The sequence below is a fragment of the Haladaptatus sp. HS23 genome (assembly GCF_056892285.1).
Genome location: NZ_JBXGLH010000005.1, coordinates 317,600 through 333,786 on the forward strand (window position 1 = coordinate 317,600; position 16,187 = coordinate 333,786).

Consider the following 16,187-nt stretch of genomic DNA (forward strand, 5'->3'; position numbering starts at 1 on the left):
GAATCCATCGCTGGTCGTGATCGATCGAGTCGAAGAGACGTGTTGTTGCGTATCCCCGAAAGCGGTCACACTGGTCATCTCGAAGGATGGTTGGAGAACGAGTGTCGTGAAAACGGGGATGCGGATACCGTATCCGGCGATGTCACTCCTCAACTGAGACGTGTCATAAAACTCGAAACGGTAGGCTATCGACTCCCGTTTTCGGGAGGATGTCCGTCGTCTACGTTTGGGGAAATTACTCGTGCACGCCCTTGATGAGGCCGCGGCGGAGCATCTTGTAGTAACCGCCGAACTTCTGGTAGTACGCCGATTCGCTCTTTTTGGGCATCTTGAAGTGTTTCGTGTCGGCCCAGAACGACAGCGTGTACGGGTACGTGTCGATGAGCGGAAGGTCGTAGTTGAAGTACCACGCCAGCGTCTTCACGATTTCCTCGGTTCGGTCCTTCGACTGGACCGTTTTCAATTCGTTGATGATCTCGTAGAGGTTGACCTCCTCCCCACTACCGCTGACCGTCGTCGCTCCCACCGAGTTGGGAACGGTGGCGATGATGGGTCGACCGTTGAGTTGCGAGTTCGTCTCTCCGTCGTCCAACCAGCCTTCTATCTGCCCACCGGTGCCGATGCGCATCTTGTAGTGGTTGTCGTAGTTGTAGAAGTTGAGCGGTTCGTTCGACGCCCACCCGTGGCCGAACGTGGTCACGTCCCACTTGTCCACGTTGAGGAAGTCCTTGTACCAGGTGACGTTGTCCATGGTCTGCATCTCCATGTCGAAGCCGAACCCGTTCAACTGTTGCTGGATTTCCTTTCCGAACGCCGCGAACGCCGAGGCGGTTTGCGTGGTGTACGTGAACTTCACCGTGTTGCCGTCCTCGTCCTTCCACTTCCCGCCCTCTTTCTTGTAGCCTTCCTCCTGCATGAACTTCGCGGCTTGCTCCTTGTCGGCTTTCATCGAGTACGGGATGAGCGAATCGACGTAATCGCTGCCGAGCCACTTGTTTTCCAGATTTTGAGGGAGTCCCGACTGGTGTTTCTTTATGAACTTCGCGTCGAGGTGACGCTTGCCCATCGCGGGGAAGTCGAGCGCCGCGGTGATGGCGCGGCGAACGCCCCGACGGCCGACGTGCTCGTTCTTGTAGTTGAAGACCATGGTTTGCGACTGAATCGCCCGCGAGTTGATAACGGTCTTCAGGTAGTCGGGGGCGACGTCCTCGAGGTCCGGTGGGAAGATGCCCGAGCCGAAATCGATTTTGTCGTTCTTCAGGAGCTGATTGGTCGAACCACCCTTCGAGACGATGAAGTTGAGTTCGTCGAACTCGACGTCCTTTGCGTGCGGGTGTTTGTCGAACTTCTCGAAGACGTACTCCTGTTCGTTCCAGTCCTTCAGCTTCCACACGGAGTTCGAGAGACCCTTATCGGCGAACTCTTTGATGCCGATTTTGGACTCGATGAGTTCACTGGTGACGCTCTTTCGTTTGTCGTCGCTGGATGCGTCCTGGAACTTTTCGAGCCATTCCCGGTTCTGGTCACGCCGCGTCCAGAGTCGCCCCTCCTCGACGTTGATGAGGATCGGATTGAGCGACTCCTTCCGCTTCGACACCATCGTGAAGTCGTCTTCGAGTACGTGCTTCTCGATGTCGCTCGCCCCGGGGTCCATGAGGCGGGCGATTTCCTGCTGGTTGTAGTAGTCTTCCGCCGTGACCTGCGTGCCGTCCTGCCAGTAGAAGTCCTCCTTGAACTTGTACGTCATCTCCAAGGAGTCCGGGTCGTAACTGAAATCCTCGAGTAGCCAGTTGTAGGTTTCGTTGGTGTAGTAGTTCGACTGAAGGTAGTCCCACTGCCAGTTCGAGAACTCGATGTTCTGTGCGTAACGATTGAAGTTGATTTCGTCGGGAAGTTTGGTGACCGTGAGCGTCGGCGACGCGTCCACCAACTTGCCCGAACCGGACGTCGTACCGTTCGTCGTCCCGTCGTTCGTTTCGCTCGTACTGGTGGCGTCGTTCGTCGACGTCCCTTCCGATTCGTTGCCCGAGCATCCGGCGAGGCCGACTGCGATACCGGAGCTAGCTGCTAAGATTTGCCGTCGGGAGAGAGACGTACTCTTCCCCGAACCGGCGGGTTTGTTTGACATCCTCAGTCATGGATAATGTTCCTCATTAATAAGGTTTTCTCAATCCATCTACCATGTTTCTACTGAGATACCAATTGAGAAAGACAATCCCCGGGGATTTGTGTAAACGATTCTATCACTGAAAATCGAGTGCTGTTCGGTCCTCGTACAGTTGGGCGAGCCGCAACCCAGCGAAGACGAGGATACTCGCTCCGATAGCGGTGGCACCCCAAATTCCGAACATGCCCGCGAGGATGCCGTTGTGGAATATTTGCTCTACTACCACGCCGATGAGCAGCAAGAGGGCACCGAACGCCGATACGATGACTAAGTTGTTCATGCTACACCGAACCAACCGAGTTGGTACCTATAAACGTTTCTACCCCGCGAAGATGCCTCCATCGAGCGTGCTCCTTCCGGTAGGACCACGAGATGATGTGCGACCCGGTCGGCCGCGAGTCACCCGGCACCCAGCGGAACACAAGCTTAATGTGCTATCATACCACGATACCCGTATGAATCGACGGAGGTTACTCGCTGCGACAGCGCTCGCGTTTCCGCTCTCCGGCTGTGTCGGCCGGAGTCTCGACGAAGTCAGAACGACGGAGACGGTGAACGAGGACGTTCCTCAACAGAAGGGCGGCGAGGAGACGGTCGAAATTCAAGCCGAAGCGTTCTCCCCCGGAAAAATCGAAGTGAACGTCGAAGGGACGGTCCACTGGGAGAACACGAGTGACTCCGCACACCAAATCGAGAGTACCACGTACACCGGAGACGCGGAAGATTGGTCGTTCAGTGAGGAGGTACCGAGCGGAGAATCCGTCTCGAAGACGTTCACCAAGCGGGGCGTGTACCAGTACTACGACCTCAACGCGGGCCAGTACTCCATGTGTGGCGTGATACTGGTCGGTGGCGCGAAGTCCGACTGGGAATCCCCCTGCATGGGTTAGCCGTAATCTGCACCACGTTTCGAACTCGATATCCCTTTTCATTCCGACCGTACCACGACAGCCATCGAAAGGCGTTGTTTCTACATCCGGTTGCAGAGGAGAACCATGCCGCCGAACAGCGCCGAGAAGACGAGCAGCGCTGCGATGTTCAACAGTGTGACGGCGTAGGCGGCCGTTCCCGGCCGGACGACTACCAGGGAGACGGCGGAGAGGGCGAGGAAGACCAGACAGATTCCCAACAGCATGATGAATTGTGGCCGGTACTCGCAGAGATGGAAGAGAAAACTGTCCTCCTCCTCGATGTCGAAGAACTCGTCGGCACTACCGTCCGTCGTCACGTCCGTCGCCTCCCGAGGGTCGCACACCGTGGCGAACGGGGGTGAAGAGTGTCGGATTGTGGGGTGGCTACAGCGAACATACCAACGAATACCCGGTCGCGTACCGAAAACCCGTCGGTTTGGTGAAGAGAACGAGTCCGTTCCAGGGGGGAAGCGTCAGGGCGCGATGCTACTCGGTTCGTCCCCGTCATCGTCCGGCGATTTGGACGAGTGACGCGCCCGGAGACGCGGGTTGAACACCCGGTCCATCCCCTGCGAGAACAGGATGAGCCCTATCGAGAGCAATAGGAGCGTGAGCATCGGGAACCACAGCCAGTGACCGCGGAGGTGCCAGTTGGTCACCGCAAAGTTATCGTACGCCATTTTCATCATGACGCCCCAATTAACCGTCGTGAACGGGAGCACGCCGATGTAGTACAACCCGACGGATTCGAAGATGACGCCACGGGCCGCGTTCGCGCTGTTGATGGTGATGTACGGCATCAGTTGGGGGACGATGTCGCCCCGAAGGATTTCCTTCGAAGAGAACCCCATCGTCCGGGACGCCTCGACGTAGGACTCCTCGCGGATGGTCAGCACTTGGGAACGGAGTTTCCGCGCGAGTCCCGGCCAGTTGTCGATGGCGAGAATGAATCCGACCACGAACGGGTTTTTCGGCTGGTAGATGGCCGCGAGGAGGATTATCAGCGGAAGACCCGGCATCGTCAGCACGATATCGGTGAACGTCATCAGAACGGTATCGACTTTACCACCCTTGTAGCCTGCCGTGGTACCGATGAGGACGCCGATTCCGGTGGCAACCACTGCACCACTTAACGCCATCTTCAACATGGCAGGCGTCGCGTAAACGATCTGAGCAGCGATGGATTGGCCGTTCTTGTCCGTGCCGAGTATGAACTTCGTGCTCTGGAACGGCCCGATGTCGCTGGGATACATGCCGATTAGGGGTTTGGTCACAAAATGCGGGCCGACGGTTCCCATCAGGATAATCGCCATGATTATCGACAGTCCGATAACCGTTCGAACGTCGCTGAGGACGATCTTCCCGGTGACGACGACGTACTCGTAGAACATGCGAGAGACGCGTTCCGAAACCGACGGCGGTTCCGTATTCGTGTCGTCTATCAGTTCGAAGATGGAGTTGTCGGTCGTCTCCCCGCCGTCGCATCGAATTTCTGGTTTGTCAGTCATCTTTTAGTAACTCTCCTTTCCTTTTTCGTTCACACGGGGATCCACTAACCCGTAGGTGAAGTCGGCCACGAGAATCCCGATAATGGTAATGACGGTGAAGAAGATGAACGCCCCCATCATCAGCGGGTAATCCCGTTTCATCACCGCGTCGAACGTGTACCACCCGACGCCGGGGTATCGGAAGATGGTCTCCATGATGATGGAACTCCCGAAGATGCTCGCGATGCTCATCATGAACCCGGTGTACATGGGCAAGAGCGCGTTCCGACCGACGTAGCGCGTCGCGATTCGGTTGCTACTGATGCCGCGGAGTCGTGCGACGCGGACGAAGTCCTCGCCGATGATGCGGATGCTGTTCCCGCGCATGCCGAGCGCACCGCCCCCGAACCCGAGGATGAACCCTGTAAGTATCGGGAGCGCGCCGTGATGGACGACACCGAGCATGAACGGGACGTTCATCCCGGGTGTCGTCGCCGGGTTCATCCGCCCGCCGGTCGGGAACCACCCGAGGTCGTACGCCAAGAACGACAGCATGAGGATGGCACCGACGTAGTACGGAATCGAGTGCATGACGATGATGACGGTGGTCATCGCCTTGTCGAAGCGCCCGCCCTCTTTGTACGCCATCAGCGCGCCGATGATGATAGTCATCGTGATACCCGACAGCAACCCGTAAACGCTGACGAACACGGACCACGGCATCGCCCGAAAGAGGATGTCGAAGACGGGTTCGTTGAGGAATATCGAACGTCCGAAGTCGAAGTGGAAGAGTATCGATTTCAGATATTGAACGTACGCCACGTAAATCGGGACGTCCGGTTCGACGTTCGTGTAAATCTGGACGAGTCGATTCACTTCCTCGATACTGCGGGAAGATTTCTGGAGTCCGAGACCACCTGCCGACATGAGTTGTGCCCGCATCACGTCCATCGGTCCTCCGGGGAGGATCCGGTACATCACGAACGTGATGGTTATCACGGTGATGAGGGTGAGAATCGCTTGTCCGATACGGCGAGCGTAATAGTTCATGAATCCGGTGAGAGATACTCACAAACGCATTAATATGTTTTTTGTACGCTTCCCCGACAGAAAATCGTGAAACGAATTCGCTGATGTGTGACCCGTGGTGGTCAACGGGACGAACCGATTCAGTCCTCTTCGCCGGTTCGCTGACGGAGCGTCGCCCCCACTGGCGACCCGTCGAGGCGTGACGCTACGTCGTCCGTATCGATGGCGTCGGCCAGCGTCGTCAACGCTGCCTCGTACACCGACAGCGTTTCCTCGATGTCCTCGTCGGCGTGACTGTAGCAGGGAAGGTGGCTGCCTGCGAAGAGAACGCCGCGTTCGTGACACTCCTGCATGAAGATGCTCTTCGCCATCGTGTCCGCGTCGCCGTTTTCGTCCGTGAATGCGATTGTCGAGTGGGGCGCGAATCCGGGGACCGAAACGCGGGAGTCGAGGCCGAGCGACTCCGTCATCTCACCGATTCCGTTCTGTATCTTCTCGCCCTGCTCCCAGAGGTGTTCGTGGACGGATTCCGACCGCTGAACCGTGATGGCCGCCTTCGCCGCGGCCAAAGAGAGGGCTTCTCCGGAGTACGTCGTCGAGAACATGAAGTCGTCGTCGCCGAGCGTCGTCATCACGTCCTCCCGCCCCGCGAGCGCGGCGATGGGGTAGCCGTTCGCCATTCCTTTGGCGAAGCAGGCGAGGTCCGGGGTGACGCCGAAGTACTCCTGTGCGCCGCCGAGCGAGAACCGGAACCCCGTCAGAACCTCATCGTAGACGAGTATCGTGTCGTGTTCGTCACATAGCTCTCGAACCCGTTCCAAAAAGTCGCCCCGCGGCGCTTCGAGGTGCGCCGCGACCATCACGACCGCCGCGACGTCGTCCGGGTGCGCGTCGAAAATCCGTTCTAAACTGGCGATGTCGTTGTACTCGAACCGCTCCGTGTACTCGCCGACGGCGTCCGGAATCCCTCTGTCGAGGTTCGAATGGCTCGACATCCAGACGTCCGGCCAGCCGTGGTAGCCGAACGTCGCGACGACGTCTCGGCCCGTGTGCGCCCGAGCCAGTTTCGCGGCGAGGGTGGTCACGTCGTTCCCGTTCTTCGCGAACTGGACCATCTCGGCACACGGGACGACTTCGGTGAACAGTTCCGCGACTTCCACGTGGAGGGGGTGTTCCAGCGTGAACATCGTTCCGTCAGCCAACTGGCGCTCGACGGCGCGCGTCACTGCGGGGTAATCGTGGCCGAGCGTCACCGGCCCGAGTGACATCGTGTGGTCGATGTACTCGTTTCCATCCACGTCCCAGACGCGACAACCCTTCCCGCGTTCGAGGTGGGTCGGCGAGACGCCTTGGACGAACTGTGTCGGACTCTTGCTCCCGGTTTGTGAACCACCGGGAACGACCCGATTGGCCCGCTCTTGCAGTTCTCGCGACCGTTCTACCGACCGAGTACCCGGCGCTACCGAGGGATCTCCGGACATTAGTAGGTGGATTGCCCGTTCCGTGATGATAAGTGCTTCGTTCACATGGAACACAAACCGCTCGCCGAACCCTACTCCCGACGTGCGCCGACGCGTTGGGCCAGCGCGCAGGCGTGTTCCACGACGCGCTCCTCGACGGACGGGTCGAAATCGCCCGGATTACCCCACGCTCGATTGGCCTCGTATCCGCCTTCGTGCAGGACGCGGACGGTTGGCACGTACCCGAAACCGTCGTTCGCGTACGCGGAGACCCAGACGTCCCCCGACAGTTCGTCCGCGACGAGGTGGGAGTAGCCGACGACTGCCTCCCCCGCGAGCGCCACTAACGTCAGGTCCGACCCGAACCCGACGGCCTGAACCGGGTAGGGTTTCGTCGCCACCGTTTTATCCCCGCCGTTCCCCTCCGCGTCGGGAGACGTGAACGACAGCGTGGTCGCCTCCAAACAGCGTTCGAGCGGTCCGCCGACGGGTTTCCTCGGTGCGTCGAGGACCGCGTTCACGGCGTTCGCCATCGTCCGGCCGTGCTGTTTCGTGAGGGTGAGCGACCCCTGCGGGTACGCCTTCTGGTCGCCGGCACACCCGATGAGGAAGACGGCCGTCGCGTCGGGATGGTCCGATTCGAGGAACTCCATCGCGTACCCCGGCCAGTCGCCGGTGACGCGGTTGTGGACGTTCACCGACGTCGGATGGCAGGCGTAGCCGAAGACGATTGCCTTCAACCCGTCGTCCGTTTCGGCGGCGAGGACCGGAACCTCGTGGTTCGTCGGGCCGTCGGGATAGGGAGAGAAGGCGATGCCGTCTTCCGTCGGCCGACGGCGACTCATGGCGATGGAACACCGACCGCGGGTGTGGGAGAGTTCGGCCGGTTCGAGGTCCGAAAGTGCCCGTTCCACTACATCCAAGAGCGCCGTTTCGAGTTCGGCACGATACGCGGCGATTCGTCGCGACTCCTCGTCAGCGTCCTCGAGCGATTCGTTGTTCGCGTCCTCGACCAACTCGTCCTCCCGAACGCCGTACGCGGGAGCGTAGTGCGTGTGAGTCACGGTCAGAAGGAGCGATTCCGGCGGGAGGTCGAACTCCTCGGCACATCGCTCGGCCAACCAACGACGGAGCGACGGCCGCACCGAGAGTATCTCGACGCTCACCATCACTTGTCGCGTTCCCGTCGCATCCTCGATAGCGACGGCCTTCGCGTGGACGTCCTGGTCGATTCCTTCCATCGGGCCGTCGCGGGCCGCGAAACCCGCGAGCGGCAACGATTCGTCGCCGGGCGTGATGGTCGCCGTCGCGGTTCCGACCCGCCACGGGTGACTGCTCGTCTCGCTCGCCGCACCGCTGTCTGCATGGGTCATGGTCGTCAGCGTACCGTGACGGGCATGGATAATAAACGTGCGTCCCGGACTCAGCCCAGCAACGACCTGAGGTTGCCACCTCGGACGGCGTCGGCCGCGTCGTCGTCCACCGGCAGATACGGGACGACGTAACCCGATTCGAAGACGGTTAACGGGACGCCCGGTCCGCTGACGAGGTGGTCGGTCCCGATTTCGCTCACGACCTTCGCCAACTGGCCGGGATGGTCGATGAACAGGTCGCCGAGAACGAACAGCAGGTCGCCGGACTCGCCGTCTGACACCATCGCACGCCGCTCGTGGAGCGTTTCCGTCTTGATTCGATAGGCGTCCTGCCACGCGTCCGCGACGACGACGTCGGTTCGAGGGCACGCGAGGAGGAACGAAACGATGGCGTCCACCTGCTCGTCCCGCCACCGTGCGGGTTTGCCGCGGAAGTCCTCGAATCCCCGGAGTTCGAATCGAGGGTGGCGACCCCGTTGGTCTTCGAGCGTCGCCACGAGCATCACGGGCACGCCGAGGTCTTCACAGCGACGGCCGAGTTCGATGGCCGCCGGGCCGTCGAGGTCGTAGTCGTGGTAGTTCGGGAGCAGTTTCACCCCTTGCATGCCGAGTTCCTCGACGCACTCCTCCAAATCCTCCTCCCACGCCGAGTACCGCGGGTTGACCGTCGCGAACGGGACGAACCGGTCCTCGTGGCCGTCTATCGCCGCCGCCAACGTCCGGTTTCCGGGGTGAACGTCGCGGTAACAGACGCTCTCCAACGACGACACCACCGCCGTGTCGATTCCCGTCTCGTCCATCGTTTCTACCACGCTCTCGACCGAAGCGTCGAGTTCGCGGAACGGCCAGTGGCCGAGAAACGCGTTCGCGTCCACGACGTCGCCGCTCGCCCGCTCCCGGTCCGACTCCCGGAATCGTTCGACCGCTTCCTCCCGCAGGTCGGCCAGTTCGCCGTCGGAATAGCCGTACGGGTCGTCGTCGCGGAGGAGCGACGCCATGTTGTACGCGATGGTCGCTTTCTCCTCGGGAGTCAGGTCGCTGCCGTGGAGTTTCCCGACGCAACTGTAGAGCGAGTTGTCCGTGCCGAACACGAGACGGTCGGTTCCGAGGTACTCGGCGGCCATCTCGACCATCCCGGCGTCACACACGCTTCCGCTGATGTCGAGGAAGACGTTGTCCTGATGCTGGATGTTCTTGATTCGATACTCCCAGTCGCCGCCACCGCCGATGTGACTGGCGAGTATCTTCAGGTCCAGGTACTCCTCTGCCAGCGCCAACACCTCGTCGCTGAACGATTCGTTCGGCAGTTCCTCGCGCCGTTCGACGCGCTGCATCGTGTGAATCTTGACGGGGACGTCCATGTCGATGGCCGCCTCGGCCAGCGGGAACACCCGCGGGTCGTCGCATTTCACCTCGTAGGTGAGTTTCAGTCCGAGGAGACCGTCATCCTCGATAGCGCGGCGAAACTCCCTCGCGGCGTCTTCCCATTCGGGGTTCACCCGCGCCCACCCGTGTAGCAAATCCGGGTTTTCGCGGACGAGTGCCGCCATCGTCCGATTCGATTTCCGGCAGGTTTCGACGTCGGTCCCCATCATCTGCATGATAGCACAGAATCGGTCGATTCCGAGCGTCGGTGCGAGGTCACGAAGCCAGTCGGCGAACCGATCGCGGTCTTCCCGCGGACTGGTCGGTGTCAGCGTAACGGGGCTCAACCCCGTGTGTATGTGACAGTCAAACATCGTCAGTACAGGGTACTCAGCCGGGGTTAAAAGAAGCTCTCGGTCGTGGCGACCACGGGTTTTAAGACCCTTATCGCTCATTCGGAACCATGGAAATCACCGGTGTGGAGGCGTTCGCCGTGAACGTTCCACTCGTGGACCTCGAAGACGGTGGCATCGCCCCGTACGTGACGAACCACAACGAACTGACCGACATGGACCGCATCCTCGTCCGCGTCGATACGGATGAAGGCATCTCGGGTTGGGGCGAGATGCGCGTGTTCCTCTCCCCGGAGGCGACCATCTCCGTCCTCGAAGACGGCATCGCGCCCATGGTCGAAGGTCACTCGCCGTTCGAAACCGAATCGCTCCGTCGTCTCCTGTTCATCGAGTACACGAACGTCGACCTGTTTTTCACTCCCATCGAACTCGCCTGCTGGGACATCGTCGGAAAATCGCTCGGAAAGCCGGTCTACGAACTGCTCGGCGGATGGACGGCACCGGACTCGGCCTCGCGGAAACACCGAAATCACGTGACCGAGTACGACAGCGCCGGGACGGTCGAGTTCGCCTACTGCCTCGGCATCCTCCCCCCGGAGGAGTCGCGGGCGAAGGCGGCCCAAGCATTGGACGAGGGGTACAGCGTCCTGAAAACGAAGGCAGGACGGGACTGGAAACAGGACGTGGCGCGAATCGAGGCGATGCACGACGAGGTGGACGGCGAATTGGAGTTCCGACTCGACCCCAACCAGGGATGGACGCTCGACCAAGCAGTGCGGGTCGGCGCGGCGCTGTCGGACGCCGGAATCTACCTTCAGTACATGGAACAACCGATTCGCGTCGATTCCCACACTTCGCTGGCGCGACTGCGCGAACGCATCGATCAACCCATTGGCCCGAACGAGGACACCTACATCCCGCACAACCTCCGCGGGTTGATAGAGACCGGTGCGGTGGACGTGGCCGTCCTCGACATGACGCCGTTAGGCGGAATCGCGGGACTACGACAGGCCGCGAGCATCGCGGAGGACGCCGGACTGCCGTACACGCATCACTGCGCGTTCGACCTCGGGGTCCGCACTGCGGCGATTCTCCACGCAGTGTACGGCATTCCCGGGTTTTCGCTCCCGCCGGACACCGTCTACTACGGCTGGGAGGATGACATCATCGAAGACCCGTTCGTCATCGGAGACGGTTCGATGACCGTTCCCGACGCACCGGGACTCGGCGTCGAAATCGACCGCGACAAACTCGACGCGTACCGTATCTGAACCGCGATTCGTTTTTCCGTGGGGTGCGAAACGGTTATTAGCTCGCTCCTGGCTGTATCAGATGAGAATCATGAGCGACCACGAACTCGCGGGAAAAACCGCGGTAATCACGGGTGCATCGAAAGGTATCGGACGGGCGATAGCGGAACACTTCGCCGCGGCGGGCGCGAACGTCGTTATCTGCTCGCGCAAACAGGAAGACATCGACGAGGTGGCGGCGGCAATCTCCGAAGATGACGGCGGAGACGCATTCGGCGTCGAGTGCGATGTGACGGACTCGGCCGCTGTCGAGGCGATGGTCGACGCCGCGCTGGGCGAGTTCGGCACCGTCGACGTTCTCGTGAACAATGCGGGGGGCATGATTCGGGACGACAACCTCCACCGAATCGACGAGGACGTTTTCGACCGAAACATCGAGGTGAACCTGAAGGGACAGTACCTCGTCGCGAGCGAACTCCTCCCGGTGATGGTCGAAAACGGCGGCGGGTCGATGGTTCACATGGGGTCCGTGAACGGAATCTTCGGAATCGGCCTCACGGCGTATTCCGCGGCCAAGAGCGGGATTCTGTCGTTGTCGCGGAACATCGCGACGCAGTACGGACGATACGGGATTCGGTCGAACGTCATCTCGCCGGGCACCATCGAGACCCAAAACCGGGAGGACGAGATGACCGAAACGGAGGAAAAACAGGAGGACGAAAAGACGGCGCGGGAGGAGTGGATAGACCAGTACCCGCTCGGTCGGTTCGGGCGTCCGAGGGAGATCGCGGAAGCCACGCTGTTTCTGGCGTCGGACCGGTCGGGATTCGTCTCCGGAACGAACCTCGTAGTCGATGGGGGCCTGACCGCCGGATTGGATTCGACGTTCCAGACGGCCATCTACGACGCCGACGACCGACCGGTCAGGAACTGATTCTTTCGACCGTGGTATTCGAACCCATCACAAGGTACATTAGCGATGGGTTCCTCGGGTGAGTCGAACGGCATGCACATCTGTAGCTTTCGGCACGCAGCTGCGTCGACTACGCAGTTGGGTGTGGTAGACGACGGAATCGTCAGCACGATAGAAACCGAATCGGCGTCGCTGGACGCCGCCCTCGCCGACGGCGACGGTTGGGACTCGCTCCTCGAACGCGCGACCGGAGCGGAGTTTTCGGTGGACGAGGTCACGCTCGAATCGCCCGTCGAACGGCCGACGAACCTCGTGGGCATCGGGTTGAACTACGTCGGCCACGCCGAGGAGGGCGGGTTCGACGTCCCGGAGGAACCGGTATTCTTCGCCAAGTCACCCACCAGTCTCACCGCTCACGAATCGACCGTGGTCAAACACCCGGAGGTCGAAAACCTCCACTACGAGGGCGAGTTCGGGGTGGTCGTCGGCGACGCTCTCTCCCGTGCGAGTCCAGAGGAAGCGCGGGACGGCATCTTCGGGTTCACGGCCGGAAACGACGTGACGGCGCGAGACATCCAGTACGACGACCTCGACGCCGCGAACCCGTGGTATCGGTCGAAGAGCATGGCGACGTTCACGCCGCTCGGTCCGTGGGTGACGCCGGTCGGCGAGGGGGTCGCCCCCGACAACGTGAGCATCGCAACGCGGCTGAACGGAAGCGTCGTCCAGTCGTCCAACACGGACGACCTCGTTTTCGACGTGGGCGAGGCCCTGTCGTACGTCTCTCACTTCGTGACACTCGCGCCGGGCGATGTGGTTCTCACCGGCACGCCCGCCGGGGTCGGCGAGATGGTTCCGGGCGACACGGTGGAAGTCGAAGTGGAAGGCGTCGGCACCCTCACGAACACGGTAGGGTCGCCATGAAGTTCGGCGTCTTCCTGAACCAGTATTACACGCCGGAAAGCAAGTTCGACGCGACGGACCTCTACGAACAGGCCGAACTGATGGAGGAAGTCGGGTTCGACGGTGCATCGCTCGGGGAGCGACATATCCACGAGGAGGGGTTCGTGGAACCCATCACGGCGCTGTCGGCGCTCGCGGCGCGCACCGAGTCGCTGGAACTGTCCACGATGGCCATGTTGCCCGCGCTCTACAACCCGATTCACCTCGCTGAGTACGTCGCCATGATAGACGAACTGTCCGGCGGACGGATGCGCTTCGGTGCCGCCATCGGCTACCGCGAGCGCGAACTCGAACCGTTCGGCGTTCCGACGAAGGGGCGAAGCAAGGTCTTCATCGAGTCGCTCCACCTGCTGAAACGCCTCTGGTCGGAGGAAAGCGTCACCCACGACGGGAAACAGTGGTCGTTCGACGACGTGTTCATCAGCCCGCGGCCCGCGAACGGCATCCCGCTCTGGATAGGCGGCCACGCAGACATCGCCATCAAACGCGCGGCGTACCGCGGCGACGGGTGGATTGCCAGCGCCTCCTCCACGACGGAGGACCTGAAACACCAAATCGGCGTGTACGAGGACGCGTTGGACGAGTTCGGAATGGACCGCTCGGAGAACGACGTGATACTGATGCGGGACTGCTTCATCGGCGACTCCGTCGAGCAAGCGCGCGACACCATCGAACCGTACCTGCTGACGCTCTACCGGATGTACGCCCGCTGGGGCCAGACGTACATGGACGAACACGAAGTCGAGGTCGACTACGACGAATTAGAGGAGAAGTTCGTCATCGGAACCCCCGACGACTGCGTCGAGAAGCTCCGAACGTACGAGGACCTCGGCGTGGACCAGGTGTACATCCGATGTCAGTTCCCCGGCCAGCCACAGGACCTCACCCTCGACTGCCTCGAACGGTTCGGCGAGGAGGTCATTCCGTCGTTCGCATGAGCGTCGAAACCGTCGGTTACATCGGGCTGAACCACCACCACTGCGAACCATACCTCGCGACGCTCGAAACCCTTCCCGTCGACGTGACCTGCGCGTGCGAACCGGACCCGATGTTCGACCCGGAGAGCGTGGTCGGACTCGGGGACGTCCCCGTCTACAACGACCCCGAGACGCTGCTCGCCGAGGAGGACGTGGACGCCGTCGTCATCAGCCTCTCGAACCGGGAGACGCCGGGCGTCATCGAATCGGCCGTCGAGGCAGGGGTTCACGTTTACACCGAAAAACCGGTCGCGCGCACCGCCGCCGAACTCGAATCGCTCATCGAACACGTCGCGGACGCGGACGTGACGGTCGGCGTCTCCTACACGTGGCAGGGCCACCCCATCACGGAGCAGTTGGACGAACTCCTCGAAACCGGGTTCTACGGCGACCTTCGGGCGTTCGAGGCGCGTTTCATGGCGTCGAAGCTCGACTACCGCGACACGTCGCATTTCATCTTCGACGCGGACGCGAGTCGCGGTGGAATCCTCCAATGGCTCGGAATCCACTGGATACAGCTGCTCACGTGGCTCCTCGAAGAGCCGATTATCCGCGTGAACGCACGAATGTCACACGGGGCTCCCGGCGTCTCGGTGGAGGACGGCGCGGCCGTTCAACTCGAATCCGCGTCCGGCGCGCTCGGGACGCTCCAATGCGGCTATTACCTCGGCGAGGAACTGTACGACACGCAACTGAACCTCTACGGAACCCGCGGGCGGAGCATCTGGGACCCGATGGGGCGCGAGTTCGGCTTCGACGGCGAGACGACCGTCGAACTCGACTCGTTCGGCGACGAGTGGGGAAGCACGCCCCACCGAACCATCGTCCACGATTACGACCCGGCACCCGGATACGGCGGCCGTCCTGGACGGGAGTTCATGGAGGAGTTCTTCGACGCCTGCGAGTCGGGCGACGAACCGCCCGTCGGCCTCGACGCCGCCTTGGACGTATTGAAAATCCTCGACGCCGCCTACGAGTCCGCTGAGACGAACGAGTGGGTCGCCGTTGAGTAAGCCGCTTTTCTGGAATCCGAGTCCCGTTCAGAGGCCGAACGGAAACAGCACCGGTTTGTTCTCGTCCGTCAACTGCCCGCCGTACTCACAGTGTTCGAACGCTTCCGCGTACTGAACCTCCCGTCCTCGCTCCTCTCCGTACTGTTCGATGAGCAGGTCGCGGTAGCGGTCCGCGACGGCGGCGAACTCGGGCAGGTAGCGGTTTCGCAACCACTCGCGGCGTCCTTCCTCGTCGTCCGGCACTTCGTCCGCCTTTCCGATGTTGTACGGGAGCCACTCGTACATCTGTGACTCGTGGCAGTGGAGCATCTCCATCTTCTCGTCGATGACGTCGTCGATGGAAACGACGACGTCCGGGTCGAACGGCGTCGGTTTCCGGAAGTCGTCTGGGAGATGGGCGATGACGGGGTTGTACGTGAGGTGCGGCGTCCCGGTACAGATGTTGGGGACGGTGACCATGTAGGCGGCGTCCTGCACCAAATCGGCGGTGTAGCGGTGGTCGGGATGGTAGTCGTTCGGGCGGTGGGTGACGACCAAATCGGGTTCGTACTCCCGAATCAGTCGAATCACCGTGTTTCGGTTCTCGATGGACGGCGTGAGTTCGCCCTCGTGGATGTCGTAGGTGACGTACTCGACGCCGATGACGTCGGCGGAGTTCTGCGCCTCGGCCCGGCGGCGGCGGGTGAGTTCGATGCCGCCGATTTCGTGGTGGCCCGCCTCGCCGTTGGTGAGCGAGACGAACAACACGTCGTGGCCGAGCGCGCTGTACTTCGCCGCCGTGCCGCCAGCGCGCAGGTCCGGGTCGTCCATGTGCGCGCCGATGATCAGGATACGGAGTCGGTCCTCGGGGACCGAGACGTCGAACGTCGGAACTGAAACGTCGAATTTTGGCATCGAATCTACCTCTCGCGGAGGGGTACAAAACC

The 16,187-nt window shown here is 61.2% G+C and carries 15 protein-coding genes; 6 read left to right on the forward strand and 9 right to left on the reverse strand.

What is annotated here, in order from left to right:
- Nucleotides 1-235 precede the first annotated feature (235 nt).
- Together AC1XDK_RS16245 and AC1XDK_RS16250 are read right to left on the reverse strand one after the other, a co-directional pair.
- Complete coding sequence (locus AC1XDK_RS16245) at nucleotides 236-2,128, reverse strand: ABC transporter substrate-binding protein (RefSeq protein WP_483350983.1); 1,893 nt, start codon at nucleotides 2,126-2,128, stop codon at nucleotides 236-238.
- 115 nt (nucleotides 2,129-2,243) lie between these two features.
- The gene (locus tag AC1XDK_RS16250) at nucleotides 2,244-2,447 is read right to left on the reverse strand and encodes a hypothetical protein (RefSeq protein WP_483350984.1); all 204 of its coding nucleotides are present in this window, start codon (nucleotides 2,445-2,447) and stop codon (nucleotides 2,244-2,246) included.
- Nucleotides 2,448-2,622: 175 nt separating this feature from the next.
- Here AC1XDK_RS16250 and AC1XDK_RS16255 point away from each other — a divergent pair, with 175 nt between their 5' ends.
- On the forward strand, nucleotides 2,623-3,057 hold the full coding sequence (locus AC1XDK_RS16255) for a cupredoxin domain-containing protein (RefSeq protein WP_483350986.1): 435 nt from the start codon (nucleotides 2,623-2,625) through the stop codon (nucleotides 3,055-3,057).
- Nucleotides 3,058-3,137: 80 nt separating this feature from the next.
- On the opposite strand, the gene AC1XDK_RS16260 is transcribed toward AC1XDK_RS16255, so the two are convergent.
- The 6 genes from AC1XDK_RS16260 to AC1XDK_RS16285 all read right to left on the reverse strand — a co-directional run bounded on the left by AC1XDK_RS16260 (nucleotide 3,138) and on the right by AC1XDK_RS16285 (nucleotide 10,166).
- Nucleotides 3,138-3,395, reverse strand: coding sequence for a hypothetical protein (locus tag AC1XDK_RS16260; protein WP_483350988.1), 258 nt, complete (start codon nucleotides 3,393-3,395; stop codon nucleotides 3,138-3,140).
- A 156-nt stretch (nucleotides 3,396-3,551) separates the two neighbouring features.
- Nucleotides 3,552-4,586 carry an ABC transporter permease gene (locus AC1XDK_RS16265; RefSeq protein ID WP_483350990.1) on the reverse strand — a complete coding sequence of 345 codons (1,035 nt, stop codon included), beginning with the start codon at nucleotides 4,584-4,586 and terminating at the stop codon, nucleotides 3,552-3,554.
- A gap of 3 nt (nucleotides 4,587-4,589) precedes the next feature.
- Nucleotides 4,590-5,615, reverse strand: coding sequence for an ABC transporter permease (locus AC1XDK_RS16270; RefSeq protein WP_483350992.1), 1,026 nt, complete (start codon nucleotides 5,613-5,615; stop codon nucleotides 4,590-4,592).
- A 119-nt stretch (nucleotides 5,616-5,734) separates the two neighbouring features.
- Nucleotides 5,735-7,075: an aminotransferase class III-fold pyridoxal phosphate-dependent enzyme gene (locus AC1XDK_RS16275; RefSeq protein ID WP_483350994.1), complete on the reverse strand. Its 1,341-nt coding sequence runs from the start codon at nucleotides 7,073-7,075 to the stop codon at nucleotides 5,735-5,737.
- A 71-nt stretch (nucleotides 7,076-7,146) separates the two neighbouring features.
- Nucleotides 7,147-8,427, reverse strand: coding sequence for a neutral/alkaline non-lysosomal ceramidase N-terminal domain-containing protein (locus tag AC1XDK_RS16280; protein WP_483350996.1), 1,281 nt, complete (start codon nucleotides 8,425-8,427; stop codon nucleotides 7,147-7,149).
- 50 nt (nucleotides 8,428-8,477) lie between these two features.
- Nucleotides 8,478-10,166, reverse strand: a complete 1,689-nt coding sequence (locus AC1XDK_RS16285) for an amidohydrolase family protein (protein WP_483350997.1) — start codon at nucleotides 10,164-10,166, stop codon at nucleotides 8,478-8,480.
- Nucleotides 10,167-10,255: 89 nt separating this feature from the next.
- Between AC1XDK_RS16285 and AC1XDK_RS16290 the strand changes: the two genes are divergently transcribed.
- From AC1XDK_RS16290 to AC1XDK_RS16310, 5 genes are all read left to right on the forward strand, one after another.
- Nucleotides 10,256-11,416 (forward strand): mandelate racemase/muconate lactonizing enzyme family protein, encoded by a 1,161-nt coding sequence (locus AC1XDK_RS16290; protein ID WP_483350999.1) that lies wholly within the window; start codon nucleotides 10,256-10,258, stop codon nucleotides 11,414-11,416.
- Between the two features lie 70 nt (nucleotides 11,417-11,486).
- Nucleotides 11,487-12,329, forward strand: coding sequence for an SDR family NAD(P)-dependent oxidoreductase (locus AC1XDK_RS16295; RefSeq protein ID WP_483351000.1), 843 nt, complete (start codon nucleotides 11,487-11,489; stop codon nucleotides 12,327-12,329).
- Nucleotides 12,330-12,374: 45 nt separating this feature from the next.
- Nucleotides 12,375-13,232, forward strand: coding sequence for a fumarylacetoacetate hydrolase family protein (locus AC1XDK_RS16300; protein WP_483351002.1), 858 nt, complete (start codon nucleotides 12,375-12,377; stop codon nucleotides 13,230-13,232).
- A complete protein-coding gene (locus AC1XDK_RS16305; RefSeq protein WP_483351003.1) occupies nucleotides 13,229-14,209 on the forward strand; it encodes an LLM class flavin-dependent oxidoreductase in 981 nt (326 codons plus the stop codon). The genes AC1XDK_RS16300 and AC1XDK_RS16305 overlap by 4 nt, the downstream gene beginning before the upstream one ends.
- Nucleotides 14,206-15,261 carry a Gfo/Idh/MocA family protein gene (locus tag AC1XDK_RS16310; protein WP_483351005.1) on the forward strand — a complete coding sequence of 352 codons (1,056 nt, stop codon included), beginning with the start codon at nucleotides 14,206-14,208 and terminating at the stop codon, nucleotides 15,259-15,261. Before AC1XDK_RS16305 ends, AC1XDK_RS16310 begins: the two co-directional genes overlap by 4 nt.
- A 27-nt stretch (nucleotides 15,262-15,288) precedes the next feature.
- On the opposite strand, the gene AC1XDK_RS16315 is transcribed toward AC1XDK_RS16310, so the two are convergent.
- Nucleotides 15,289-16,155, reverse strand: coding sequence for a PIG-L deacetylase family protein (locus tag AC1XDK_RS16315; RefSeq protein WP_483351006.1), 867 nt, complete (start codon nucleotides 16,153-16,155; stop codon nucleotides 15,289-15,291).
- Nucleotides 16,156-16,187 lie beyond the last annotated feature (32 nt).